Genomic DNA, 26,013 nt, shown 5'->3' on the forward strand with positions numbered 1-26,013 from the left:
GTCAGGAGTCAGGAGTCAGAATAAATGGCTTCGATATTGTTTTTTAGGTCGGAACTTATATTTTTCGTCAACGGTATATCCCCATAATCATCCAAATTATATCAAATCCGGTTAAACAGTTATAGAATGGTTAAGTCTCTAGGAGTCAGGAGTCAGGAGTCAGGATTAGAGAGAATCACAAAGATGAGCGTAGTTATGACGATTGAATATTTTTTTTGTCCGATCAAACGGATTTGATATTATTCATAACGTTCTTTTTTTTTTAAATGGTAAAATATCAAATATCACCCATTTTTCCTACATATTCTTGAAAGTAGGGAGTAGGAAAGTAGAAGATTTATAATAGGACTTCGTAGTTTTGCTTGAGCAACAATACTTATATGAAATACAAAAAATTGTGCTACTTACGAATCTTCCCGTCTCCCTATCAATTTTTGGTAGCAAATATTAATACCAATTACCAAAAATAATGCTATACTTCCGATGAACTTCAGTTATTAAGTAATAATAATCGTTTAGTAATGTTTATAACGATTATCGGCATTAAACCAAGATATCTTATCTATTTTCACCCTACTCCCTACTCCCTACTCCCTACTATCAAGGAGATGTAGCAATAATGCGTGAGATTTGGGATAACGTATTTAATATAAGTATTGTAAGAGCTCAAGCCCAACTACAAACAAAAGCTAAGAAAGTTCAAAAAAATTAATTTTATTATTCCTAAGTTTATGATTTTTCGATTCCTACATTTTTCAATTGGATTTTTATTATGTTGTTTATTGATTTTAATAAGTGGTTGTCGCCCAATATTATTAAATTCACAGATTAATAATAATTCAAAATTAGTTTTAGTTCTGCCTAGTGCGCCACCTACTTTTAACTATCCAATATCTCGTTCTCCATACGGAATTTTTAAGTTTATTTACGAAGGATTACTATCAGAAAATGGTCTAACTGGAGAGTTACAACCAGCATTAGCAAAATCTTGGGTTTTGTCTGAAGATAAAAGACGAATTATCTTTACATTACGCTCAGGATTAAAATGGTCTGATGGTGAACCTCTAACTGCTGATGATGTTGTCTTTACCTATCAAGATATTTATCTAAATCAAAAAATTCCTACTGTTTACAGAGACTTTTTAAGAATTGGTAGTAATGGTGCTTTTCCCTATGTAAAAAAACTAGATAGACAAAGAGTTGAATTTATCTTACCCGAACCATTTGCCCCATTTCTCAGATATATAGAAAGATTAAAAATTTTACCAGCTCATGTTTTGCAAGATACTATTTTATCAATTGATGCTGATGGTAAACCCCTATTTTTATCAACCTGGAATACAAACACAGAGCCACAAAAAATCATTAGTAATGGCGCATTTAAACTTGCTGGTTATATACCTTCTCAAAGAATTATTTTACAAAAAAATCCTTTTTACTGGCGTTCTGATGCCATGGGTAATTCACTGCCTTATCTCGATGAAATTGTTATCCAAATTATTCCTTCAACCGATAATCAATTGCTCAGATTTCGTTCTGGGGAACTAGATACTCTACGAGTAAATGCCGAGGCATTTCAATTGCTGAAACGAGAAGAAAAACGAGGAAAATATCAGATTTATAATGGTGGTCCTCAATTTGGCTATCAGTTTGTTGGTTTTAATCTTAATCAAGCTAAAAATTCGGAAGGTAAACCTTTTTTAAATCCTATTAAGTCTGGTTGGTTTAATAATTTGGCGTTTCGTCAAGCAGTTGCTTATGCTATTGACCGTCAACAGATAAATAATAATATTTATCGAGGTTTAGGAGCAATACAACATTCTGCTCTGGGGGTACAAAGTCCTTATTATTTATCTCCAGAAGCAGGATTAAAGGTTTATAATTATAATCTTGAAAAAGCTAGAAATTTATTGTTAGATGCTGGTTTTCAATATAATAATGCAAATGAATTATTAGACAAGGATGGTAACCGAGTAGAATTTACAATTTTAGTAAAATCTGAAGAAAAACTCAGGATAGATACAGCAGTTCAAGTCAAAGAAGATTTAAGTAAAATTGGGATTAAAGCTAATTTACAGGTACTCAATTTCAACACTGTTTTAGAAAAGCTATTACTTCGTAGAGATTGGGAATGTTATGTCGGAGCTTTTGGTGTTCCTGGTGCAGATTTTGAGCCAAATTTACTCTCTTTATTTTGGTTAAGTAATGGTTCATTTCATCAATTTAACCTTGGTGCTAAACCTGGGGAAACACTAATGCAAAATTGGCAAGTTTCTAATTGGGAGCAAGAAATTGACCGTTTATTTACTGCTGGATATCAGACGGTAGATGAGAATGAACGTCGAGAAATTTACGGTCAGTTTCAGCAAATTGTTGCGGAACAGTTACCTATATTTTTTTTAGTAAATCCTCTTTCATTGCAAGCAGTTCGCGATCGTGTAGATAATTTAAAATTTTCTGCTATTGGTGGAGCTTTTTGGAATATTGATGAATTGAAAGTTGCTGATGAAGGAGTCAGGAGTCAGGAGTCAGGAGTCAGGAGGGAAGAAGAAGGAAGAGGATAAGAAAGTTTTTCCTGAACGCTATTAAACAGACATTATATAGAACTCCTGATCGTATCTTCATAAATTTAGCAAGGAGTCAGGAGACAGGAGACAGGAGACAGGAGACAGGAAACAGGAGACAGGAGACAGGAGGTAAGAGGGAAGATGTGGGGAGAAATAATACAAAAAGCAAGGAGTCAGGAGGTAAGAGGGAAGATGTGGGGAGAAATAATACAAAAAATTCAACACTCCTTCAGATGATTTTTCCTCAAAATTGATGCGCGAAAAGAAAGGAATATCCAAAATTTATGCTCCGTTTCCAGTGTTCTATCTTGAATTTACACCTATGATCTAGCACCTAAGAACCGCTATTAAACGGACATGAAATAACGCACTATCTATATAGTAATGTGTGACGGCATCATTAATTGAGCTGTCACACGCCACTACTATGTAATAGAGTAAAAAGATTAAACGTTGGTGTATTCAGGAAATTTAAGAATTGGAACTACATCGTTTCATATATTCCCATCCACGTTGGGGAGAAACGCGATCGCGTCCAATAGTCTTCGCAATCCATTCTGCCACTTTCGGTCCAGTCCAGGTTTCTTGGTCTGTGGGTGGATTTTTGAGTGCTATGCGTAATTGTTCTTGTTGTTCTAGTGTCAGTAAAGCATGAGAAGGATAAAATTTCCTGGTTTTCCGTCGATTCAAAATGGCATTTGGTCCTTGTTGATTGTAATTTTTTACTATATCTTTAGCATAATCATAGTTAAGACCCAAAGCTTTAGCTGCTTCTTTAATCGTCCACTTTTGAGACACTAACCACAAAAGGTGCCAGCGCCGAGATTCTACTCTATCTCTAGTTTGGAGATAACGTGTTTTGATTTCTATTTCACTCAGGTGAGATTTTAGATAGGCTTTTTTAGGCATCTTTTTCTACTTTATCAGGGAGTAATAAATATTAGTAGCTCGACTCTGGGAAGCAATAGAACTCTGTTCTGCTCAACGCAATTGCTATCCCAGAAATAGATGACCCTGTAAAGTTTAAATCGACCGTTACAACTTGAGATGATTTCTTAGTTAAGGTAGTAAACCTTTTTGAGCAGTTTAACCGTAATTTTTAATTTACGGACTAACACTTAATGTTAGAAATATCTGTTGATTTTATTAACTTTGCAGTTGTATTGTTTACGGTTTAGTTACTTATCTACATATACTATATCATTTTATAATATCTGTGTAAATATATAAAAGACTTAATTCAGATAATTTTTTAACTTCACGAAATCTTTACTTTTTTTATGAAAATCTTTACAAAATCTTGATAATATTCAACTCAAATTATGATTAAAATAGAATTTTAAGCATTTGATATACAAATTTAGTTGAGTATATAAAATCTGATCCCTGTTGAGAATATGGATCGATTACGCTAGTTTTATGAAGTAATTTTATCTGCTGGAAGTAGCGGTTAGTGAGTAATTAATTTTCTGTCTTGCTCTTCTAATTCTGAAGTTATTTTTCAATTACGACGCAAATTTAAGATAATAACAGCCAGGTATTTTACCAAAACTGATTTGTTATTGGCAGTGCTTCTATTTTATGAATTGCCTATTGTTATATTCTGTCTCTACCTAAAATTTTCAATTTACTTAATAAAGGAAGAAGGCTTTAGTTATCTAGAACAGAAGACTTAAAAGTCCGAAAAAACTTAATTAAATTTTCTGTAGATATTCACGCTTGGGTTTACACAAACGATAAAGTGCGAACATGATATAAAGAGTGTGGGGAAGGTGAGGAAATGGAGAGATCGAGAAAGATTTGGCAATGGTGCTCAGATGGAACTTTTTTTGGCGTTGCTTAAATGTAATGATAATTAGACATCTACTCCACCCATAGGGAGTAGGGAGTGGGCAGCTTTGCTGTAAGGGTAAAGAATTGATAATTTCTTTGGGATATAGATATTGATTTTTGATTCTTGGAGATGTCTATTAGCTGAAGGTAAAATTGAAAAACTGATGTTTTGCGCCCAAAGTTAATCTCAAAATCATTACCATTCAGCAACGCCCTTTTTTTTACCGAAATCAGCAGATTTGATATTAGAGGAAGCTCTGCGAAGCACAAAACAGCGGTTAGTTTGCACACAACTATCGTTAACGATACGGGCAACAGAGAATAGAAAACAAGAAAAAGAACTCTACCTCAGCAATTTGAGAAACGCTATATCTATATATTCAGGACTTACGCATGAGTTACGAAAAACTAGGACTTGAGATTGCTATCTGTTCTGGACTGCTCCGCAAACCCTGTCGGTCGCAATGACGAAAATACGTTTTACTGCGTAAGTCCTAATTAATATTGATAAAAACACTATTTTATCATCTTTCTCTTTTCCCTTTTTTCTTGCTCCTTCTTAGTTTTTCAAGTTTAAAATATCATCATTATATTTTTTTCGGAGATATCTAATCTAATAAACATTTCTAACTTCTTTGCCTTCTCCAAATATTAAATTACAGCAGATTTCCATGTAAATGTGGCACAGTAGTTCAGAGTCCAAATAATGAAAGCTTATTGAACAAAATACTCAGGATGGAAAAAACTATATTCTTTCCTAACTCCTACTCTGTACGGACGTTGCATGCAACTTCATAAACCACCGAATACGCTGTAATTTTGCACAACTGCTTATAGCTTTCCTCAATCTAACCAAGAAAAGTTATGACTGTTAACTTAGTTAATAAATACATTCTTGCCATGAATAACTCAACACAAAAATCCTATTATCAAGTCGGTGGTTGTCTCCCCAGAAATTCACCCAACTACGTCAAGCGACAAGCAGATGAAGACCTATATAAAAATCTAAAAATAAGTGAGTTTTGTTATGTTCTCAACTCTCGTCAAATGGGAAAATCTAGCTTGCAAGTTAGAACGATTAAAAGATTACAACAAGAAGGTATTTCTTGTGTGGCAATAGATATTTCAGAAATAGGTAATCGGGGAGTTACTCCTGAACAATGGTACGCAGGTATTCTTCGCATCTTGGAAAATAATTTTAATCTCTCAGAATATGTGAATATTCGTACCTGGTGGCGAGAACGAAATTATCTCGCACCCGTACAACGATTAAGTGAATTTATTGAAACGATATTACTAACAAAAATCCAGAACAATATTGTGATTTTTATTGATGAAATTGATAGCATTCTAGCTCTGGATTTTCCGGTAGATGATTTTTTTGGATTTATTCGGTCTTGTTATAATAAACGTGCCAATAATCAAGAATATAATCGCTTAACTTTTGCTTTGTTAGGAGTTAGTACGCCTCAAGATTTATGTCAAGACAAAAATAGTACGCCTTTTAATATTGGTATAGCTATTGAGTTAACTGGTTTTAAATTTGATGAAGCCTTATCTTTGGTGGATGGATTAGTTGAAATTTGTCAGCAACCAGAGGAAGTTTTAAAAGAGATTTTATCGTGGACGAATGGACAACCATTTTTAACTCAAAAAGTGTGTAAAATTATCATTGAAAATGGGGTTTTTATTGTTAATCCTAAAATAGAATTAGAGGAGATGATTAAATCTCAAATTATTCATAATTGGGAGACAAAAGACATACCAGAACATTTGAAAACTATTCGCGATCGCCTTTTCAGAAAAGATCAAATAATAGTTAGAAGATTAGGGTTATATAAGCAAATTTTACAGAATGATTTGGCTGGAATAGTTGCCGATGATAGTCCTGAACAAATGGAACTTAGGTTATCTGGATTGGTAGTTAGACGAGATAATAAATTAACTGTAGCTAATTCTATATATGCTACAATTTTTCACGAAGAAATGATTAATGAAGAGTTAGAAAAGTTACCTCCTTATTCTACACAAATTAAAGCATGGCTTCATTCAAACTGTGAAGATAAATCTTATTTATTGCAAGGGGAAGATTTACAATATGCTTTAATTTGGGCAGCCGGAAAAAGTTTAAGAAATCAAGATTTTCAATTTTTGACTACTAGCCAAAGATTAGTATTAGATGCTCAAATAGAAGCCTTAGAATCAACAAAAATAGAAACTAAAAAAGCTCAAGCAGAAGTTGCAAAAGCACAACAAAAAGCTAAACGTTGGATTTCCATAGGTTCTGCTATCCTTGGCACATCTTTAGTTTTATCAATAGGTTTTTCCCTATTAGCTTATCAAAGATTTCGATTAGCACAATCTAGTCGAGAAATTGAACAAACTGGCACTGATGCTTTGTTATTAGCAATGTTCAAGAAGTCAACAACAAATCAAGCATTGTTGGAAGCTTTACCCAAGGCAATATCTGCGGGACAAAGATTAAAAGATTTGGTTAATAACAATATTCCTCTAGCGGAATATCCTGCGACTCGACCAATATTAGCACTACAAATGATTCTCGATAAACTTGACGAACAAAAACAATTTGAAGATAGTTTTCTTCAAAAAAGAAAGATTATTCTGCAAGGTCATCAAGGTGCTGTTACGAGTGTTAAATTTAGACCGAATCAAGATATTTTAGCTTCAGCAGGAGTAGATGGAAAAGTAATTATTTGGAATTTTGAGGGCGAAAAAATTACAGAATGGCAAACGGAGCAAAAATCAGTTAATAGTCTAATTTTTCATCCGAATGGTGAATATTTAGCAACTGCTGGTAGTGATGGTACGGTAAAAATATGGAATTTATTAGGGAAAAAATTATATGTATTAGAGATATCTCAAACTGAAGTTAATAGTATTAGTTTTAGTGTTGATGGTAAGTATTTAGCCACTTCTGGCATAGATATTCCTGTTCAAATTTGGAATGTATCATCGTCACCTATAACTATATTATCTGATTCAATTTTGAATGATAATGGTTTGATTAGAGCTGTTAGTTTTAGTCCCAATGGAAAATTTCTAGCAACATTAGATGGAAAGTCTACAATTAGATTATGGAATATATCTGAAAATCAATTCAAAACTCTAGATGTGCAAGCTATTAGTATGAATTTTAGCATTTCTCAACCCCAGCTTTTACTAACAGCAACATCAAATGGAGTCGTGGAATTGTGGCAGCTTTCTACAGGAAAATTAATGAATAATTTTCAAAGTTTACATCTGGATACTAAGTTAGTTAGTTTTAGTCCTGATGGAGAGTTAATAGCTACTGTTGGAATTGATAGTATTGTGCGACTTTGGAATTTATCAGGACGGCAGATTAGTCAATTTGAATTTATGGAGAATGTAATTAGTATTAGTTTTAGTTCGGATAGTAAAAAAATTGCTGTTGCTGGTAGTAATGGGAAGGTTTGGCTAAGGTCTGTGGAAAATTTAGATGAACTTTTAAGTAAAGGTTGTCGTTTTTTAGTAGGAAAACCTAACTATTTTATGAGAGTAGTAGAATTTTGTCAGAGCTAAAATAAAATACTAATACTAATGTCGGCAATAGAAATTACAAACTATTATTGCGGCTAGCTGTTGATATATAAATCACATAAATTGTGGATTTACTTCTATGATAAAGAAGAAAAAATAGTCGAAAATGAACTATGGAATTCATTAAGCTGGTCAGCATTCAAATCATCTATTCTAGAAACAGGAATAAAGAAGTAAAAAAAGTTAAGAAAAGAATGGGAAAGATGGATAGCTAATAGATTAGTAACTTACTCTGAAGACAAGACTAGAATTTCGATCATTCTTTACTATCTTATTGTTGAGATAATAATTATTAGACATCTCCAGAAAAGAGGGAGTAGGCAGCTTTGCTGTAGGCAGTAGGGAGAAATAATTGATATATCTAGTGTGAGAATTGATTTAATTTTTGATTTTTACCAGATGTCTATTTATCTTAAGCAGGAGTTTGTTATACCAAGCGTGAAAAAAGAATATTACGAATAGTAAGAGGAATAAAAAAACACGTGCAGGATATTCTCTTCGACAAAGCGGTGTGACCCCGCGACGACGCCAGTCGCACCTGGTAGCGCACCAAGAGAAAAGAATGATTTCCGACCTGAAAATGGTATTGAAGCTATTCCCGTGTGACTCGGTCCTCCTGACTTCCCCTCCTGGGAGGGGCAGGGGTGGGTTGACTCCTAAGAAATATCCTAGCTATTTGTAGCAAATATTTATCAAATTGGTATTAGACTTATTGCTAAATTAGAAAAGTTTGATAATAGGTCTATTTTTGCCTGGTATTTTTGCAAATGAAACTAATGGCTAATCATACTCACTTAACTCTTTACCTACTTCTAAAACTAATTTTTATCAATTTTACATATAGCACTACGCAAATATAGTGCAGACATTCCTCTATTCCCTACCCCCTACTCCCTTTTCAGTCAAATTTACTGTCCTCACTAAAGAACGTACTGCTATAGGAACAATAACTTTTCCATTTTATCCCCAATCTTGTCATCGCATTCAAACATTAATATCTTTATTTATTATGCTAATACCTAACTAATTTATTTAAGTTAAATATTATTGCTTTGGAGAGCTGATTTGATAATTTATAGAACACTTCATTTACAAGGATTTAAGTGTAAATTTAACACAAATAGTATTTTCCAGAACGAATCACACTAAGTATTACATGAGACTTAATATTATAACAATTTGCAAGCAAGTAAATTATGAAAATTACGAAACACTAATTATATACTACCAATTTGGAAAAATAATGTTACGAATAATAAGGGCAATTAAAAGACTTTATCAAAGATGTCCCTTGGACTAAAAATATAAATTCCGACCTAATAAATGGTATCAAAGCTATTTATTCTGTACGTCGCCAATCCGACAGCTCTCCTATCTGAGGACTGACTTCCCTTCCTGGGAGGAGTTAGGGGTGGGTTGACTCCTAAGAAATATCCTAGCTATTTGTAGCAAATATTTATCAAATTGGTATACAATCAACCAAGTTTGAGATGAGATACAATTAAATCAATGTCGAAAATATAAAATATTACAGGGAATAGGGAAAAGTAGGAAAAATATTTCCCTGTCTAAATATCTTGATCAATCTATGTCCTAACCTATCTGTCTACTGCTATACCTACAATCTAATATTATGAATCTGCTGAAAAAAATAATTCAAAAATAATCCGAATGGCGGATGTATAATCGGTAGAGAATGTGGTTAATAATAAATATTGTTAGTAAATATTGAATTGGTTAGTATATAGAGTGATGATGAATTGAATACAAGAAAACCTGTTCCCCACTGTTAAGTGTTTCCTGCTACAAACAAGTAAATCAAAAAGTTTCTGAGAAAACCCTGATATTTCAGTACAATTATTAAAAAAACTCAGTATAACAAGCGATGACATAATAAAGGAAATATGAAACAATAAAAACCATGTCTATATCATGCTGCTCTAGTGCTTAATACTGCAAAATTAAATATTACGATGATTTGAAAGGTTCAATAATTATGTCAGCACCCACTATTGGTTATATTAAGCTAGCAAATACCCTGAGTATAGTCAGCAAAAAGCAAGTTACCGGAAAGTTGAGCGTCGCTTATGGCAATCAAGAATGGCAACTTTATTTCCTATTTGGTCATCTTTTATATGCAAGTGGTGGGTTACACCCTACCAGACGTTGGTATAGAGCTGTCAAGAAACATTGTCCTAACTTTAAATTTGAACTTAATCAGTTAACAAATGTTCAACTATGGGAATATAAATTGTTGCAAATAGCTATTAGTGATAATCAAATAACTTTAAGTGAAGCTAAGGCAATTTTGCGTACTATCACTGAAGAAGTTTTCTTTGCTATTATTAGTCAAGCAGGTTTAACAAGAAGATGGCATCCACAGAAACATTCCACTTCTCAAAAAACTTTAAATTTACTGTTATCAAGGCGAGAAATTAAAGAAGTTCTTGCTTCAGCAAAAATACTTTTAAAATCTTTAAAAGATGAAGGTTTATTGCACATTAATCCCGAACTTGTGCCAATTATTAAAAATAGAAATAAGTTATTAAATCAAGAAAAATCAGAGTCTGTTTTGAAGCTCGATAAGTTACTCAATGGTAAACGAACAATTTGGGATATTACATTAGAAATGAAAATGTCATTAGAGGTAATTACCCATAGTTTATATAGCTTTGAAAAACTAGGCTTAATTAATTTTATGAAGGTAGAAGATTGGCTTCCACCTTCAGAAAAATTTCACTTGCCAGCGATAGAAAAGAGTGTTGATAAAGTCAAAATTGCTTGTATTGATGATAGTTATAGTACTGGTTTCTTACTGGATAAAATTCTCAAGCCACTGGGATATGAAATTTTGCATATTCAAAATCCAATTAAAGGATTAGCTCTTTTGGAAGAATGTAAACCTGATTTAATTTTTTTGGATTTAATTATGCCTAAAGTTAGTGGTTATACAATATGTAAATTTTTACGAAAAACTACTACCTTTCAAGATATACCAATTGTATTTTTTTCAACTCAAGACAGTATTATCGACCGGACTAGAGCTAGAATTGTAGGTGCTAATGATTACCTGTATAAATCTTACGATCCAGAAAAAATTGTAGAAGTTTTGGAAAAGTATGTCAATCCTAAACATTCTACAAATGATTTGAAAAGCACTTTGGGGCAAACATATGATTTGACTTTTATGGCTGTAGGAAGCTAACACTAAATTGCGATCAATTATAAGTTAATTATTCATTAATGATAATTTTGATACACAATTTTGCACTTGTCAAATCTAGTGTTTCTATATAAACCACATCACGACTAGCCGCCTAATCTTTTTGTTATATCTCGTAAAATATATTAAAAAAGTAATCTTAATAAAATCATTAAATCAACATTATTAAAAAGTATTTCCTGATGGAATGCTCCGCAAACAGCGAGAGAGCGTTTAGTATTCAGCTTTTTAGAATGGGATTTCAACTCCTCATAAAATTAAACAACAAGCTAGAAGTCGGGGATTTTAACCCAAGCTTTTAGATGTCTTTTTTATATGGACTATCCCCGCTGACTGCTAGTAACTGATAGCTTACAGCTAGTTAATCTATATGTTTATAGTAAAATTTTCAGAAAAATTAATTTTTTAATAATTAATCGTGGATAAAATACTCCGTAGAGGGTTAAACCCTATAGAAAAAGTTTTATTGTATGATTAAACTAGAGATAAAATTAGATAGCAAATATAAAATAGAATAATTATGTTAATAACTAATATCAGGTGTAACAAAGTATGGAAAGTTTTGGCCGCACTTAGTCACAAGCAAGCAACAGGTAAACTAATATTAGACAATGGCGAACAAAAATGGCAGATTTACTTTTGTCGAGGACAAATGTTATATGCTACAGGGGGATTACATCAAACTAGACGTTGGTACAGAACAATTAGTCAACATTGTCAGCATCTAAAATTTAACGCTAATTTACTATCTACTGAAGAATTATGGGAATATAAGCTTCTTCAGCAAGGTCTTACTAAAGAACAAATAACTATAAAACAAGGTAAAGCAATTATCCGTAGTAGCAGCTATGAAATTTTCTTTGCTTTAGCAGGTCAGTCAATTTTAAATCTCAACTGGCAATCCGATGGGGAATTAACATCAGAAATTTGTTCCAACTTAGCATTATCTCCATTAGAATTAAAGCAAGTTATAGAGGCAGCACAAAAACTTTGGGAACGCTGGCAGAAAATAGGTATTAATGATATTTTCCCAGAACAAGCTCCGGTAGTTAAACAATCTATAAAATTACAAAGTCGTCTCAGTGAAGAATCTATACAGGTTCTTACTAATAAATTTAATGGTGAAAATACCTTGTGGGATATTACAGCTAAAAAAAGGCAATGTTTAACCTTAACAACTCGTACTATATATCATTTTTTAAAACAAGGTGTAATAGAAGTTCGAGCTATACCAGATTTACCTTCTCCATGGGAACAATTACACCTAGCTTACTGTTCAACAAATCGTTATAGACCTCTGATAGCTTGTATAGATTCTACACCAACAACAGGTAAATTTTTAGAGCAAATTTTGATGCCTAAAGGTTATAAAATTGAGAAAATTACTGACCCAATGCAAGGGGTAGGATTAATGGCTAAAAAAAATCCTGAATTAATATTTATAGATTTAGTTATGCCGGAAGTTGATAGTTATGCACTCTGTAATTTTTTGCGGAAAGCTTCAATTTATAAACAAACTCCTATTATTATTTATACTGGACAGGATAATTATCTAAATCGGGCTAGGGGATTATTAGCAGGAGCAACAGATTTTTTAAGAAAACCAGCAAATGCAAAAAAAATCTTAGACACAGTAGAAAAATATTTAAAGTTAAAAAAACAGAAATATCAAAATAAAAATAACCTTTCGCAATCTTTAGCTTTGGCACCTGAATGCTAAAGAGAATAAAAATAGTATAATCAGATAATTTTATGAGCATAAAATTCTTATAAATTAAAGACAAAAAAATAAAAATTTAACTAAGTCAGTGCCATAAAAGATAATGATGTAAGTAAATATAAAGATACACCATATCATCAAAATACTAATGACAGAATTAATGTCGTCTAAAATGCGCATTGAAAGCGATAGCATGGGAAAAATAGAAGTACCAGCAAATCGTTATTGGGGCGCTCAAACTCAGCGATCGCTCATCTACTTCTGTATTGGCCAAGACTACATCCCACCAGAAGTCATCAAAGCATTCGCCATTCTCAAAAAGGCAGTTGCTCAAACCAACCACGAACTCGGCAAACTCCCAGAAGATAAAACAAAATTAATTTCTCAAGCAGCAGAAGAAATAATTGCTGGGAAACTAGATGGTAACTTTCCGCTGCGAGTCTGGATGACAGGAAGTGGCACCCAGTGCAATATGAATGTCAACGAAGTCATTTCTAACCGGGCGATCGAAATTGCTGGTGGAGAAATGGGAAGCAAAATACCAATACATCCCAACGACCACGTTAATATGTCGCAGTCATCTAACGATACTTTTCCCACTGCTATGCACATCGCCTCAGCAATAGCATTACAGGAAAAGTTGTTGCCGAAAGTCAAGAAAATGCGCGATGCACTCCAGGAAAAATCAGAAGTATTTTCCGAAATTGTTAAAATAGGGCGTACCCACTTGCAAGATGCTGTACCGTTAACATTGGGGCAGGAATTTTCTGGATATGTGGCACAACTCGATGCAAATATACAACACATAACTAATGTTTTGCCAAGTTTGTATGAACTCGCTCTAGGTGGCACCGCAGTGGGAACGGGATTAAATACAGTTAGTGGTTTTGCCGAACTTGCTGCAAAATATATTAGTGAAATAACTGGGTTGCCATTTGTGTCTGCACCGAATAAATTTGCTGCTTTAGCTGCTCACGATCCAATAGTTATGGCGAGCGGCACTCTGAAGACTTTAGCTTGTTCGTTGTTGAAAATTGCTAATGATATTCGGTGGTTGGGAAGTGGTCCCCGGTGTGGGTTTGGGGAATTAATTTTGCCTGCAAATGAGCCAGGGTCTTCAATTATGCCAGGAAAAGTTAATCCTACTCAGTGTGAGGCAATGACGATGGTGGCGACTCAGGTAATGGGGTATGATGCAGCGATCGCTTTTGCTGGCGCTCAGGGAAGTTTTGAGTTAAATACTTATAAACCGATGATGATATTTAATTTAATTCAGTCGATTAATTTGATTGCTGATAGTTGTAATAATTTTACGGACTTTCTATTAGTTGATTTGCAGGCAAATCAGAAAAAAATTGAATTTTATTTGGAACAGTCTTTGATGTTAGTGACAGCTTTGAGTCCAAAAATTGGGTATGATAATGCTGCGAAAGTTGCTAAGGTTGCCCATGAGAAAGAGTTGACTTTGAAGGAAGCTTGTTTGGAGTTGGGTTATGTTTCAGCGGAGGAATTTGATGAGATTGTGATTCCTAAAAATATGACTCATCCTTCAGCTTAGTTTGATGAAAAGTAGGTCTAGTAGGGTGTGTTAGTGTCAGCGTAACACACCGAAAATTAACATTTATAGACTGGTACAGATAAAGAGTTAAATTCAGGTAGTGAGTTAAACAATTCCTAATAATAAAAAACAACCATTTCGTAGGTTGGGTAGAACGAAGTGAAACCCAACACATATTTTATTTCTATAGATATAGATTTTTGTTGGGTTGCGCTGTCGCTTAACCCAACCTACTAGACTGATAACTGATAACTGATAACTGAAAAAAGGGTATCAAAATCCTGAAATCAACAAAATTCGTAAAATTAAGTTCCTAAAACTTTTTTCTGTTGACGGCTGAAACGCTTATATGTTAAAGTCTACAAGTCTCTGCGCGAGAGAAGACCACAAACCGTTTGCCATTAATAAGCCTATTGCCATTAATAAGCACCCACATGGAAGGGAGGTTCCCCTTCAACATGGAAGGGAGGTTATCCTCCTCCCAAAGCTCATCGTAGCTCAACGATTCGTCTCCTTTTCTCCATCCTACTTGATCTCCAAAATTTTTCCATACCTCTGAATCATACTCTTTTGTTCCACCCAAACTCTGGTAAATTTTCTTCTGCACAGAAAAGCCAAATTTACGATCACTATATTCTACCCAAAGCTGGTCAATTGTGCGGAGGTCTGTACAAGGAAAATTTTCTACATCTTTTTCACTTAGATATCCTCGCTCCTCTCCCCCCGCAACTTTCAACATTAAACGAGAAGTTTCTATATCTGCCTCTTTCCACTCCTTTTCTTTTAGTAGATTTTCTAGCTTTGAATACTTTGAGTTTTGGTCTGTTGGTAGTGTTGTTGTTAACGATGGTAATGGTCTTGGTGGTGGTGCTGACTTTGGTAGTAAAGTAAAAAACGAAATACTTAGTAAAACTCCTGTACCTATTATTACAAAACACCCTACTTTGAGTTTAGGTTTGGGATTAGGTGGCTTTGGTAGCTGGGATATAATTTTTTCCTCAATAGGCGCAATATCCTCATCTCTCAACCCAAAAAGTGACTGAAATTTCTGGAGAGTTTTGCGATTATTTTCTGTTAAAGGATTACTTTCTTTAACTGCTAAAATTAAAGCGTCTTCATAACGCTTCAATTTATTTTTAAATAATTCATAAGGCTGTTTTTCTTCAGTTATAATAGCTTCAGATTCAGGCTGGGATAACCCAATTTCTCTATAGAGTTCATCCAAAAAATTATGGTCTAGCAAACTAATTTCGCCATTGTTTTTAATCAGTATTTCTTTAACTTCTCGACGAAATTTTAAATTCGGTTCATCCTGTGGCGAACGTGCTAAAAAAATTCGATAACCTTCCTTGTGAGGTTCAAATTGAGGAGTCATTGCTGGAGATTCTTGGCGTACTTTTTCACTCACATATTGATGCAATTCATCGGCTGAAATTTTGCCATTATTATCGGTATCTGCTGCTCCAGTTTTAATACCTTCAACGAGATATTTTGTATAAATAGATAATTCAGAACCTTCCGACTCAAAAGAACTTTGAACAGCACTAGAAGACATCAAAATTGCCCTACCTTCTCCACCTAATTCAGTTTGAATATCTATATTTTCATCCCCTTTAGCAGTCATTCCTTTAGTAAATGCGCCACTATAACAACAGTCAAGAATCACAACCAGACGTTGAGAAAAACTATCATTCATTTGACTTTGTAAAAGACTAGCACCCACAGCAGTCGGCGTAACAATTCCCCTTTCACCTTTGCGAGTTTGAGGAGTAGCTAAAAATAAATTACCCTCTCTACTTTTAACTCCATGACCAGAAAAATAAAAAAGTAAAACATCATCCTTATTCCGGTCAGCAAACAAATCATAAATTGCCTCTTCTATCTGTTGACGATTGGAATTTTTCAAAACCTCAATATTATCAAAACCTCCCATTTCCGAATTACCTAAAACTTCCTTCATTGCCTCAACATCTTTAACCGCACTAGGCAAAGCTGGAAATTCTGAGAGGTATTCACTAACTCCAATTAATAGAGCTATTTTTGCCATAAAAAAATCTCCTTAAGCCTTCAAAAAATTATCTACTTCTGCCAAAGCTTTATTCAAATCTTCCAGATTACCAACTTCAATATCTATCTTTCGACCATTACCTTCAGCCTTAATTTTAACAGTCTTACCAGAGAGGCGATCGCCCAAATATCCAACCAAAGCTTTAAGATTTTTAGCATTAATTTCTGCCGTGAGAATTCCTACTAAAAAACCGCCGATACTTTTAGTATTAGGTTCGGCTTTTTCTATTGATATTAAATCTGCTTTTTGAACGCCATCAAATTTTTCTATTTCCGACAAAATATTCTCGGTATCTGTTTGAAGATCCTCCTCTTCTAATTTTTGGTCAGATAGAGTAATTGATAGTTGAATATTTTCTAACGACATAATATTTAATTGTTAGTTCTCAGGAATAAAATTACTAATTCAAAGGAGAAATAAACTAGGACAGCAGTTTTCAGGTCAATGAAGCACATTACAAAAATGATAATCCAGGATCTTCCATGGAAAGTCCCTACTGTGGTTTACCCAAAATGAAAACCGTTGTAAACAGACAATTAGAATGATTATAGCCTTAAATTAGTTCTTTAAGCAAAAATCGTCAGTTATAGGGGTTCTCCAAACCCCCACGATAAAATATTACAACCTAATTTAGGATTACTATATTCTCTGATTAAGATGCTTTAAATTTAGACAATAGGGAGGAAATAACTTGATTTTGATTGATATTTCGACTCTGTTTTAAAGCCTCTTTTAAAACGTCTATTACTAACCCTGGTAAAACTAGAGACTCTCTAATTCTTTTACTGCCACCATCAACCATAGTAAAAGCAATAATATCTACATTTTTTACATCAACTATCCAATATTCTTTGACTTTTAAATCTTCATATATCAGCCTTTTTTCACCTTTATCATCAGACAGTGAGGTATTGGCTATTTCTATGACTAAATCTGGGGGTGGATATGTACCTAAATCTACAATAGAAGTTCCCCAGGGAATAATATTGGCATTGTCACCTATATGGTAGGAAATATCTGGTTGTACTTCTTGAAATCCGATTTTTCTATAACTACAATTAGTTAGACCTTTATTGTCGATATTTTTGAGACTACAGAAAATACCAATAACTGCAGAAATAAGTGAATGAGCGCTAGCATGATCGTAACCTACTGGTGACATTTCTATTCTGAATTTTCCTTGAAAATAATAAGATTTAGCTTTAGCATAAATGGGATTTTTAATAGTTTGGAGATATTCATCCCAAGTAGCTGAAACCCATGTATCTGTTGGAAATTTTACTTGTAAATTTGTCATTTCAGTTATCAGTTATTAGTTATCAGTGCCTCCTACTGAAGTAGGAAGCTTCAAATACTAAATTTTCTTTTCTCTTGGTCATCTCAATACCATTTTCAATTAGGTTTGGAGACCAAACCTCTACTATAAAATTTTATAACATACTTTTCCTTCTCTATTTAACGTAAGTATTTAGCTATTAGCTGATGGCTGAATGCTTATTATTTAACAGCTTGCCATAATACACCCAAAATTTGCTCGACATCCCGAATATAAAAATTACTTAAATCAATCTTTAATTCATTTCCTTCTAACAACAAGAACTTCCAAATATCCCCAGTTGTCACCGCACCATAAATTCTATTAATTGCTTTATTTTCCTGTTGATTAAATAATTGTGCTGCTAACATTGTGGCTGCACATTGACCTAAACCGCCCTTAATATCTTCATTTTTAGCCTCAACAATAATTGCTACAGGAGCATTAATTATTAACTGTTCTGGAGAACGAATAATTAGAAAGTCACAATATCCATTTAAACTCCGGTCAAAGTCAATATTAAATTCAATTCCTGAGAATAAACTAACCGAATAATTTGCCTGCCTTCTGATTTCTAATAACAAGGGAGTAATAATCATTTCTGTTTGCGGAGCATTCCGTCAGGAAACGAGCTTTTTCAGTATTAATTGCTAAAGCAAGTTCTACAGTTTCTGCCAGAGTTTTAGTTAGAAAATTACTGGATTTGAGGGCTTCTACTTGAGCAAATAAATTCACTTGTTCGTGAATATGTAAATCAAATTCTTTTTGGAATTTACTTAAGATTTTAAAATCACTATATGCCATTTTTTTAAGGAAGAAGGAAGAAGGAAGAGGGAAGAAGGAAAAAATATTGCTTTGCCTAAGTTTTAAGCTTTTGATATGTCCTAATCTTTCCTTCAATTGCTAAACTGCTTTGGTGGTAAATATTATAATCAATAATCCACGGGTTGTTTCTTTTATAATACTAATTTATAATCAATACATCGTCTATTTTGGAGTTAGAATATATGACTACTGCTTATGATGATATTTTTAGTGCAGCTTTATCATTACCACCAGGTTCAAGAGCAATGTTAGCAGAACATTTACTGAAAAGTCTTGATGCTGATTATCAAAAAGAAATAGATGCTTTGTGGGAAATTGAGGCAGAAAAAAGAGTTGCAGAAGTTGAACAAGGAAAAGTTGAAATAGTGAGTCGCCAACAGGTGTTTCAGAAATTACGTTCTAGAGGAAAATAATGGTTTGTGATTTTCATCCAGAGGCACAAAGAGAAATGCAAGAAGCTGTTGCGTATTATGATACTATAAACTCGATTCTAGCGGATAAGTTCATTGCTGAAGCTGAATTTACTCTTAATAGAATAGAAAAGTTTCCTGAAGCATGGCCTAAGCTGTCAGCTAATACACGACGTTGCCGGATTCTTAGTTTTCCCTACGGCATAGTTTACAAACATTCAGAAAGTAGAATTTTGGTAGTAGCTGTTATGCACCTCCAACGAAAACCTAACTACTGGATAGATAGAAGTTCATAGTAATATACAGAATGGATATAACTTTATAAAGGGTGAAAATTTATGTCAAATAATAACGATTTAATTATAGTAGAGCAAATTCTTGAGGATAAAATGAATGAGACTTCTTCTACTAATTCAAAAGCAGAATTTTTTGAATTTTTCTCTTTTGAGCAATCATTAAAAGAATATGATTTATCGGATGAAGAAATATCTTCAGGTCTGGTAGATGGAAGTAATGATGGAGGTATAGATGGGTTTTTTATTTTTGTAGAAAATGTACTTTTTAATGAAGTTCCTTCCCCAGAGGAAATTAAGAAAATTACCAAAAAACCACGACTAGAAGTTTACTTGATTCAAGCTAAAATATCGAAGTCATTTCAAGAACAAGCCATAGATAAGTTTATTGCTACTATACATACAATATTTGATTTATCCAAAGACATAAAAAATCTCAAAAATATTTATAATGATCTGCTTCTAGAGAAGATAGAAATATTTCATCAGCTATATAAAGATTTAGCTAGTAAGCATCCAAGTTTAAAAATTAAGTATATCTATGCTAGCAAAGGGGATAAATCAAATATTAATAATAACGTGAAGTCTAAAGTTGAAACACTAAGAGAGCAAACAAAAAAATATTTTTCGTCTTCTCAGGTAGAATTTGAGTTTCTCGGTGCTAGTGAACTACTTGAAATATCTAGGAAAGAGAAAAGCTATAATTTAGAATTAAAGTTTGTAGAAAATTATATATCAAGGTTAGACAATAATTCAGATAATAATTTAAACAAAGGTTACGTCATCCTCTCGAAGCTCAAAGACTACTATGAATTTGTGACTGATGAACAAGGTAATTTACGAAAGTATATATTTGAGTCAAATGTGCGAGATTATCAAGGTAATAATATAGAAGTTAACAAGGATATTAAAAACTCCCTTGATTCTCCTCATCAAGATATAGATTTTTGGTGGCTGAATAATGGTGTAACTATATTGGCATCTAATGGAACAACCAAAGGAAAAGTCATTAGTCTTGATGATGTTCAAATAGTAAATGGTTTACAAACAACGACAATTATATATGAATATATGAAAGGTTTAAATAAAAACAATAGCAACGAAAAATTTGGCGATCAAAACAATCTAGATGATAGAGCAATACTAATTAAAATTATATTTACAGAAGACCAGGAAGCTAGAGACCAAATTATTAAGGCAACCAATTTTCAAACTCCGATTCAAGCATCTTCTTTAAGAGCTACAGATTCTATCCAGCGAAATATAGAAAACTACTTTTCAAAATCTAACTTGTTTTATGATCGTCGCAAAAATTTTTATAAAAATATGGGTAAAGATTCTAAAAAAATAGTGACAATTCCTTATTTAGGTCAGGCGGTAACTTCTATAGTTTTTCGTGAACCCCATAGAGCAACGTCTAACCCAAATACAATAATTAAAGCGGATAGTCACTATAAAAAAGTATTTGATGAATCGATAAATATGAAAGTTTACCTTTTATGTGCTCAGTTAGTAAAACAAGTAGAAAATTGTATTAGTTCGCCAGAGTTTTCAGAAATAAAGAATTGTCTACAAAATCAGTCTCTCAAGAAGTCTAAAACAACAATTAAAACTTTAAAATTTTATATTGCAATGCTATTTACTATCAGACAACTACAAACAGCAACTTACAAAGTAAAAGATGTAGAAAAATTAAGTTTGCCCCATAATAGTAAAGTTTTTTTTGAAGTGATTAAAAAAATTGATGCTTGGACAGATGAATATTTAAAAATTTCATCTGACTATCCTTATTTAAATCAAGCAATTAAGCGTCAAGGTTTTACAGAATTTTTGATAGATAAAGTCACTAGCAATTAGTCAACCAAAATTTATGATTGACTTTTCCTTGCGAAACAGTTAAGTTTTCCGATGCCAAATATAATCCCCAATACTTAATGCTATAGCAGAAGAAAGAAGGAAGATGGAAAAATCTTGCTTTGTCTGAGTTTTAAGCTCTCGATCTGTCCTCACCTTTCCTTCGACTGCTATAAATTAGCAAAATAAGCAACTTCCAACATCTGCCAAAGATACATACAAATATTACACTTTAACTACTTCAGCTTCAGTATTTTCTGTTGATGATAATATTGAACTAACCTTGACTGCGCGGAACATTCCGAAACGACAAAGACCATTCCCAAATGCCAGACGCATTAATAACAAAGTTGGTACTTCTCGTATAGACTTAATTATCCCTGATAAACCAAAACGAATCATTCCTTGAGGTCTAATTACACCTTGCCAAATAGAATCTAACCAAGAAGGAATAGTCTCCTGTGTCCAATCTGTTGTCACTACTTCCCCTTCCACTAATCCAGTTTCTGCTATCAGTTCCGAAAAACCCTCAATACTAGAAAAAGCAGGATGAGACCACTGCTCTAATAACTGTTTCATTACAGGTTTTTCCCAGAAATTGAGTGGTTTTTGGCGATCGTCTCGCTGGTTCCAGTCAGCTACAACCAATATTCCACCAGGTTTTAATACCCGCATCATTTCTTCAGCATATTTAGCTTTATCTGGCATATGAGGTCCCGCTTCAATAGACCAAACGACATCAAAACTATTATCTGGAAAAGAAAGTGCTAGAGCATCATCTACCTGAAATTTAGCATCAACTCCTTCCGGGGTTAATTCCTGAGCGCGTTGTACTTGTTTAGGACTAATAGTAATACCTGTAACGTCAAACTCATAATCTTTTGCTAAAATACGGGTGCTGCCACCAATGCCACAACCTACATCTAGAACAGTAGTACCGCGAGATAGTTTATCCAACCCTCCCCATTTCACCATTTCATGGACAAAGTCAGACTTGGCAGTCAAAAAATCTTTCTTCTGTGGTGGCGAACCATAGTGACCTAAGTGAATGTGTTCGCCCCAGTAAAATTCTAGGATACCGTCTTGAGTCCATTCATCGTAGGAATTAGCTACCGTCTCAGACGACTCATAACTGCGAGGGGTGACGAAATAAAGCGTAATACCTACTACTGATAGTAAAAGTAGAAATCCCAATAAGTAATATAAGAACATTTATCAAACCAGATTATTTATTTACCATTTTATTTATAGCAGGGAACAGGGAACAGTGGTGCGGCCTCGCGTCAGCATACCATGCTATAGAACCCAAATGAGTTCTATGCGACCGCCAATCTCTGAAGCATCAATCGGATCAAACACAGATTAATCTTAGCTGTAGTCTTTTTAAGAGTCCTTTTCCTGCGGAATGCTGCGCAAACAAAATTTTTGGTCAAGCTTTTACACCTGTCAAGTAAAATAGTAATTTTGTTATGGGTTAACAGGTTTGGACTTGAAGTAATCAATGTTATCTGACAAAATTTCTGTTCATCCCTAATCGTCAGATACATTGGCTTTGCTGCAATAAGTAAAAAAGCGCACCGCCCGCTCTGAGGTTTCCTCAGAGTAAGGACGGAGCAAGAAGGAAAACCGAGACTATCTAACGCGCTTATGTCGCTTAATTCCGTTCGTGGATTTGTAAAAACAAAATCATGATTGACTTGATACTAGCATTACAGGTATTTTTTACAGATAAGTGAATCAATGATGATTAAAGTTGTCCATCTGGCTTTTTTTACCTGTTGATGTACTTGAGAATGCAATACATCTCTAACCTTCTCAATTATCCCTGATGCTCGCCACTGAATGTAGCTGCCAAAACACTGTTGAATAAGGAGGTAAGTATGCAGGGTAAGTTACACCTGTTACAACCATTCTTAAGTTGATACAAGATACCATCTAAGATTTCTCTGTTGCTCCATTTTTGTGGCCGAGTTTTCTTCTTCTTAGGTAGTAGTGGTTCGATCAGAACCTATTCTTTGTCTGTTAAACTACTTGAAGGCTGGCATTTTCTCATGCTAGTTGGTGATCGCTCATTAGTATAACTTTATTCCTAAAAGATCCCACTCAGGGGTTCTATAAATACATTTTTCCTTTGTTTCGTCTGAAAATTATCTAATATTATCTTTTATACCTGGAGTTTATTAAACTTGAAAAGCTCTTGAGTATAGTCATTAATTCAAATATTTCTAGTCTATGCAACAATTCAACCGCCGACAAATTCCTATTTTATTTCTGATTTTTTTGCCAGTTTTATTCATGGGAATTTGCATCCTAAAATATAGCGTAAATTTTCCTTTTTCTGACCAATGGCCTCTAGCAGTAATGTTTGAGAAAATCTATGCTGGAAATTTATCTTTTAGCGATTTATTTGCTCAATTCCATGAAAGTAGAAAATTTTTTCCCAGGCTAATTTTTATCGGTTTAGCTTATTTGACTAATTGGGATGTCAGATATGAAATGTTGGTGATATTTTTGTTGACTTGTGTTGTTTCTTTCAATATTTATTGTTTAAATAGGTTGACTGTTAGGGCTAGTCTTTTTACTCAACTTTTGCTCTTGGCAATTTCTAATTTACTAATTTTTTCTCCTGCCCAATATGAAAATTGGCTTTGGGGAATTCAAATTGTTGTTTATATCCCTGTTGCTTGTTTGACTGGTTGTTTGGTTATTGCCCAGAAAAAACTGAATTTAAGAACTAAGTTTATTATTTGTTTTTGTCTCTGTACGGTTAGCACTTTTTCTTATGCCAATGGAATGTTAATTTGGGTATTAATTTTTCCAGCATTGGCAATTTTAGCTTCTGGAAAATTTGAGGAAGTTTTTACTAAGAATATTTGGATAATTATCGGTGGGTTGTTGGGTTTAGTTGCTAATTTAGTCGTATATTTTTATGATTATCAAAAGCCCGATAAACATCCAAGTTTTTTATCTGCTATAGCTCATCCAGTTGAGACAGTTCATTATTTTTTAGCTTTTTTAGGCGCTCCTTTAGGATTTGAAAATTTAACTGTGGCGACAATAGTTGGAGGTTTGGTATTTGGTTTTTGGCTGTTTTTAGGTTGGAAATTTTTTTGGTTAGTTAAAACAGATTTTTTATTGTTACATCGTTTAATTGGCTGGCTAATAATTGGGGTTTATGGAATTATTAGTGGTGCTGTAACTGCTGTAGGTAGAGTTGGTTTTGGTGTCGAACAATCTTTGGCTCCAAGATATACGGCTTTTTCTTTATATTTGATGGTTTCTTTGGTTTATTTGTTGGCTATTTTTTGGCAGTTAGCTAGTGAAAAAAATGTTCAGACAAAGTTGATTAAATATACTTCCTACTTTTTAGTTAGTATTTTGATTATCTTACATCTTAAGACTACTATTAATGCTTTGGAGAGGATGAGCGATCGCCGAGTAATTTTATTACAAAGTAAGGCTTGCCTGTTAATGATAAATGTTATTCCTCAAGATGAATGTTTAGTGACTAAAAGAAGTCCTGAACCTCTGAGAAATACAGCTAATATTCTGGATAAATTAGGTTTTTTACAACCTGGTTTAGTCAAGAGTAAGAATATTCAAGATATTGCTGGAGAGAGACAAACAGAATTAAATTATGGTTATTTTGATACAGTTAATCAAATTGATAATCGGACTTATTTTGCCAATGGTTGGGCAATTTTACCCGAAAGAAATGAAGTTGCTGATGGTGTGATTTTAACTTACGAAAATACCGAGGGAGAAGACATCATATTTAAGTTAATTAATCAGAGAATGCCGAGACCTAGTGTCAAGGAATATTTTGATAATTCAGCTTATTTAGATTCAGGTTGGCAAAAGTCTTTTACTGTGGAAGAAATTCCTCAAGGAAAGGTTAAACTTAAAGCTTGGGCGTTTGATACTGAAGCTGGCAAAGCTTTTTTATTGAATCAAACTCAAATAGTTAACGGGCGATCGGTAGTAATGGAACGAAAATATGCGCCAAGGCTGTAAATCATACCACGCAAGCTTTGTAGCAACATCTGACATGTATATAAACGCCCTCAACACTCACTCATCAGAGCAAGAGTATTGTCAATACTCTTGTGTTGTAAGAATTGCTCTCATAATAATATAAATTTAATTTCTACTTACAACTCCTCAGTTAATAAGATTTGCAAAGCGTTTTGAGCAACTTGTTTTGCCCTTATACCAATTTGAAAAAAGAATGTTACGAATAATAAGTGCAATAAAAAGATTTTGTAGGAAATGTCCCTTTGACAAAAAAGAGAATTTACGACCTGAAAATTGGTATTAAATCTATTCCCATACGACTCCTGAATTCTGGATTCTGTTTGCGGAGCATTCCGTAGGAAATTCTAATAAATACCCTATCTATTTGTAGCAAACATTTATCAAATTGGTATTAATGATATGACTTTTTGATACTTTAAAGAATGTGAAAATGACCCATCAAGGCCCGCAGTTCCTCAATTCCCATTAAACCAACTCTTTCGGTGGCAAAAGTATGACGTAAATCATGGAGTCTTACTCCTGTTAATATGGGACTTTGATTGGTTACTTCTCTCCATAAGCTATAAACTCTATAAAATTTTTCTGAGGTAGAGATCAGACAATTTCATCTTGCCAAAGTCCGATATTTATTCATCCTAACTCCTCATAACGTCGCCGTTTGAACTCCAAGATTTTGGCAGATAATTATCACTAGAATACTGAAACATATTCGCCATCATCCACAAGACAAATA

Annotated in this window: 17 protein-coding genes; 9 read left to right on the plus strand and 8 right to left on the minus strand. The window is 33.6% G+C overall.

The features are described from left to right. The first annotated feature begins 782 nt into the window (after positions 1-782). A complete protein-coding gene (locus F6K06_RS17910; RefSeq protein ID WP_287242470.1) occupies positions 783-2,564 on the plus strand; it encodes an ABC transporter substrate-binding protein in 1,782 nt (593 codons plus the stop codon). A gap of 474 nt (positions 2,565-3,038) precedes the next feature. Here F6K06_RS17910 and F6K06_RS17915 read toward each other — a convergent pair whose 3' ends face one another. Further along, a complete protein-coding gene (locus F6K06_RS17915) occupies positions 3,039-3,476 on the minus strand; it encodes a helix-turn-helix domain-containing protein (RefSeq protein ID WP_124144036.1) in 438 nt (145 codons plus the stop codon). Positions 3,477-5,264: 1,788 nt separating this feature from the next. Between F6K06_RS17915 and F6K06_RS17920 the strand changes: the two genes are divergently transcribed. From F6K06_RS17920 to fumC, 4 genes are all read left to right on the plus strand, one after another. Continuing rightward, positions 5,265-7,961 carry an AAA-like domain-containing protein gene (locus F6K06_RS17920; RefSeq protein ID WP_287242475.1) on the plus strand — a complete coding sequence of 899 codons (2,697 nt, stop codon included), beginning with the start codon at positions 5,265-5,267 and terminating at the stop codon, positions 7,959-7,961. Between the two features lie 2,014 nt (positions 7,962-9,975). Continuing rightward, positions 9,976-11,184, plus strand: a complete 1,209-nt coding sequence (locus tag F6K06_RS17925; RefSeq protein ID WP_287242478.1) for a PleD family two-component system response regulator — start codon at positions 9,976-9,978, stop codon at positions 11,182-11,184. A gap of 538 nt (positions 11,185-11,722) precedes the next feature. Next, positions 11,723-12,922, plus strand: a complete 1,200-nt coding sequence (locus tag F6K06_RS17930; RefSeq protein ID WP_124144038.1) for a response regulator — start codon at positions 11,723-11,725, stop codon at positions 12,920-12,922. Between the two features lie 160 nt (positions 12,923-13,082). Continuing rightward, the gene (gene fumC, locus F6K06_RS17935) at positions 13,083-14,480 is read left to right on the plus strand and encodes a class II fumarate hydratase (RefSeq protein ID WP_240041530.1); all 1,398 of its coding nucleotides are present in this window, start codon (positions 13,083-13,085) and stop codon (positions 14,478-14,480) included. Between the two features lie 352 nt (positions 14,481-14,832). Here the strand turns inward: fumC and F6K06_RS17940 are convergent, their stop codons facing one another. The 5 genes from F6K06_RS17940 to F6K06_RS34065 form a co-directional block, all read right to left on the minus strand. Beyond that, positions 14,833-16,527 carry a GUN4 domain-containing protein gene (locus F6K06_RS17940; RefSeq protein ID WP_287242483.1) on the minus strand — a complete coding sequence of 565 codons (1,695 nt, stop codon included), beginning with the start codon at positions 16,525-16,527 and terminating at the stop codon, positions 14,833-14,835. A 12-nt stretch (positions 16,528-16,539) separates the two neighbouring features. Beyond that, positions 16,540-16,914, minus strand: coding sequence for a hypothetical protein (locus tag F6K06_RS17945; protein ID WP_287242485.1), 375 nt, complete (start codon positions 16,912-16,914; stop codon positions 16,540-16,542). 286 nt (positions 16,915-17,200) lie between these two features. Beyond that, a complete protein-coding gene (locus tag F6K06_RS17950; RefSeq protein WP_287242488.1) occupies positions 17,201-17,845 on the minus strand; it encodes a Uma2 family endonuclease in 645 nt (214 codons plus the stop codon). Positions 17,846-18,045: 200 nt separating this feature from the next. Further along, positions 18,046-18,462: a hypothetical protein gene (locus tag F6K06_RS17955; RefSeq protein WP_353734863.1), complete on the minus strand. Its 417-nt coding sequence runs from the start codon at positions 18,460-18,462 to the stop codon at positions 18,046-18,048. Beyond that, complete coding sequence (locus F6K06_RS34065; protein WP_353734862.1) at positions 18,407-18,763, minus strand: hypothetical protein; 357 nt, start codon at positions 18,761-18,763, stop codon at positions 18,407-18,409. Before F6K06_RS34065 ends, F6K06_RS17955 begins: the two co-directional genes overlap by 56 nt. A gap of 107 nt (positions 18,764-18,870) precedes the next feature. On the opposite strand from F6K06_RS34065, the gene F6K06_RS17960 reads away from it, so the two are divergent. Genes F6K06_RS17960 through F6K06_RS17970 form a run of 3 tightly spaced genes read left to right on the plus strand, consistent with a single transcriptional unit; the run spans position 18,871 to position 21,248 of the window. Beyond that, positions 18,871-19,101 (plus strand): addiction module protein, encoded by a 231-nt coding sequence (locus F6K06_RS17960; RefSeq protein ID WP_287242491.1) that lies wholly within the window; start codon positions 18,871-18,873, stop codon positions 19,099-19,101. Then, complete coding sequence (locus tag F6K06_RS17965) at positions 19,101-19,394, plus strand: type II toxin-antitoxin system RelE/ParE family toxin (protein WP_287242493.1); 294 nt, start codon at positions 19,101-19,103, stop codon at positions 19,392-19,394. Before F6K06_RS17960 ends, F6K06_RS17965 begins: the two co-directional genes overlap by 1 nt. A 42-nt stretch (positions 19,395-19,436) precedes the next feature. After that, the gene (locus tag F6K06_RS17970; protein WP_287242495.1) at positions 19,437-21,248 is read left to right on the plus strand and encodes an AIPR family protein; all 1,812 of its coding nucleotides are present in this window, start codon (positions 19,437-19,439) and stop codon (positions 21,246-21,248) included. A gap of 222 nt (positions 21,249-21,470) precedes the next feature. Here the strand turns inward: F6K06_RS17970 and F6K06_RS17975 are convergent, their stop codons facing one another. After that, entirely contained in the window at positions 21,471-22,457 is a 987-nt protein-coding gene (locus F6K06_RS17975) for a methyltransferase domain-containing protein (RefSeq protein WP_287242498.1), read from the minus strand. 607 nt (positions 22,458-23,064) lie between these two features. After that, positions 23,065-23,250: a transposase gene (locus F6K06_RS34070; RefSeq protein WP_205127292.1), complete on the minus strand. Its 186-nt coding sequence runs from the start codon at positions 23,248-23,250 to the stop codon at positions 23,065-23,067. 227 nt (positions 23,251-23,477) lie between these two features. On the opposite strand from F6K06_RS34070, the gene F6K06_RS17980 reads away from it, so the two are divergent. Continuing rightward, positions 23,478-25,259 (plus strand): hypothetical protein, encoded by a 1,782-nt coding sequence (locus F6K06_RS17980; protein WP_124144043.1) that lies wholly within the window; start codon positions 23,478-23,480, stop codon positions 25,257-25,259. Positions 25,260-26,013 lie beyond the last annotated feature (754 nt).

Origin of the sequence: Okeania sp. SIO1H4, assembly GCF_010672695.1 — a bacterium.
Lineage (GTDB): Bacteria > Cyanobacteriota > Cyanobacteriia > Cyanobacteriales > Microcoleaceae > Okeania > Okeania hirsuta.

Excerpts from the sequence above, each read along its gene's own strand:
- F6K06_RS17975 (WP_287242498.1), bottom strand. The coding sequence starts at position 22,457 with ATGTTCTTATATTACTTATTGGGATTTCTACTTTTACTATCAGTAGTA.
- F6K06_RS17950 (WP_287242488.1), bottom strand. The coding sequence starts at position 17,845 with ATGACAAATTTACAAGTAAAATTTCCAACAGATACATGGGTTTCAGCT.
- F6K06_RS17965 (WP_287242493.1), top strand. The coding sequence starts at position 19,101 with ATGGTTTGTGATTTTCATCCAGAGGCACAAAGAGAAATGCAAGAAGCT.
- F6K06_RS17980 (WP_124144043.1), top strand. The coding sequence starts at position 23,478 with ATGCAACAATTCAACCGCCGACAAATTCCTATTTTATTTCTGATTTTT.
- F6K06_RS17940 (WP_287242483.1), bottom strand. The coding sequence starts at position 16,527 with ATGGCAAAAATAGCTCTATTAATTGGAGTTAGTGAATACCTCTCAGAA.
- F6K06_RS17945 (WP_287242485.1), bottom strand. The coding sequence starts at position 16,914 with ATGTCGTTAGAAAATATTCAACTATCAATTACTCTATCTGACCAAAAA.
- F6K06_RS17970 (WP_287242495.1), top strand. The coding sequence starts at position 19,437 with ATGTCAAATAATAACGATTTAATTATAGTAGAGCAAATTCTTGAGGAT.
- F6K06_RS17955 (WP_353734863.1), bottom strand. The coding sequence starts at position 18,462 with ATGATTATTACTCCCTTGTTATTAGAAATCAGAAGGCAGGCAAATTAT.
- F6K06_RS17960 (WP_287242491.1), top strand. The coding sequence starts at position 18,871 with ATGACTACTGCTTATGATGATATTTTTAGTGCAGCTTTATCATTACCA.
- F6K06_RS17925 (WP_287242478.1), top strand. The coding sequence starts at position 9,976 with ATGTCAGCACCCACTATTGGTTATATTAAGCTAGCAAATACCCTGAGT.
- F6K06_RS17915 (WP_124144036.1), bottom strand. The coding sequence starts at position 3,476 with ATGCCTAAAAAAGCCTATCTAAAATCTCACCTGAGTGAAATAGAAATC.
- F6K06_RS17930 (WP_124144038.1), top strand. The coding sequence starts at position 11,723 with ATGTTAATAACTAATATCAGGTGTAACAAAGTATGGAAAGTTTTGGCC.
- F6K06_RS17920 (WP_287242475.1), top strand. The coding sequence starts at position 5,265 with ATGACTGTTAACTTAGTTAATAAATACATTCTTGCCATGAATAACTCA.
- fumC (WP_240041530.1), top strand. The coding sequence starts at position 13,083 with ATGTCGTCTAAAATGCGCATTGAAAGCGATAGCATGGGAAAAATAGAA.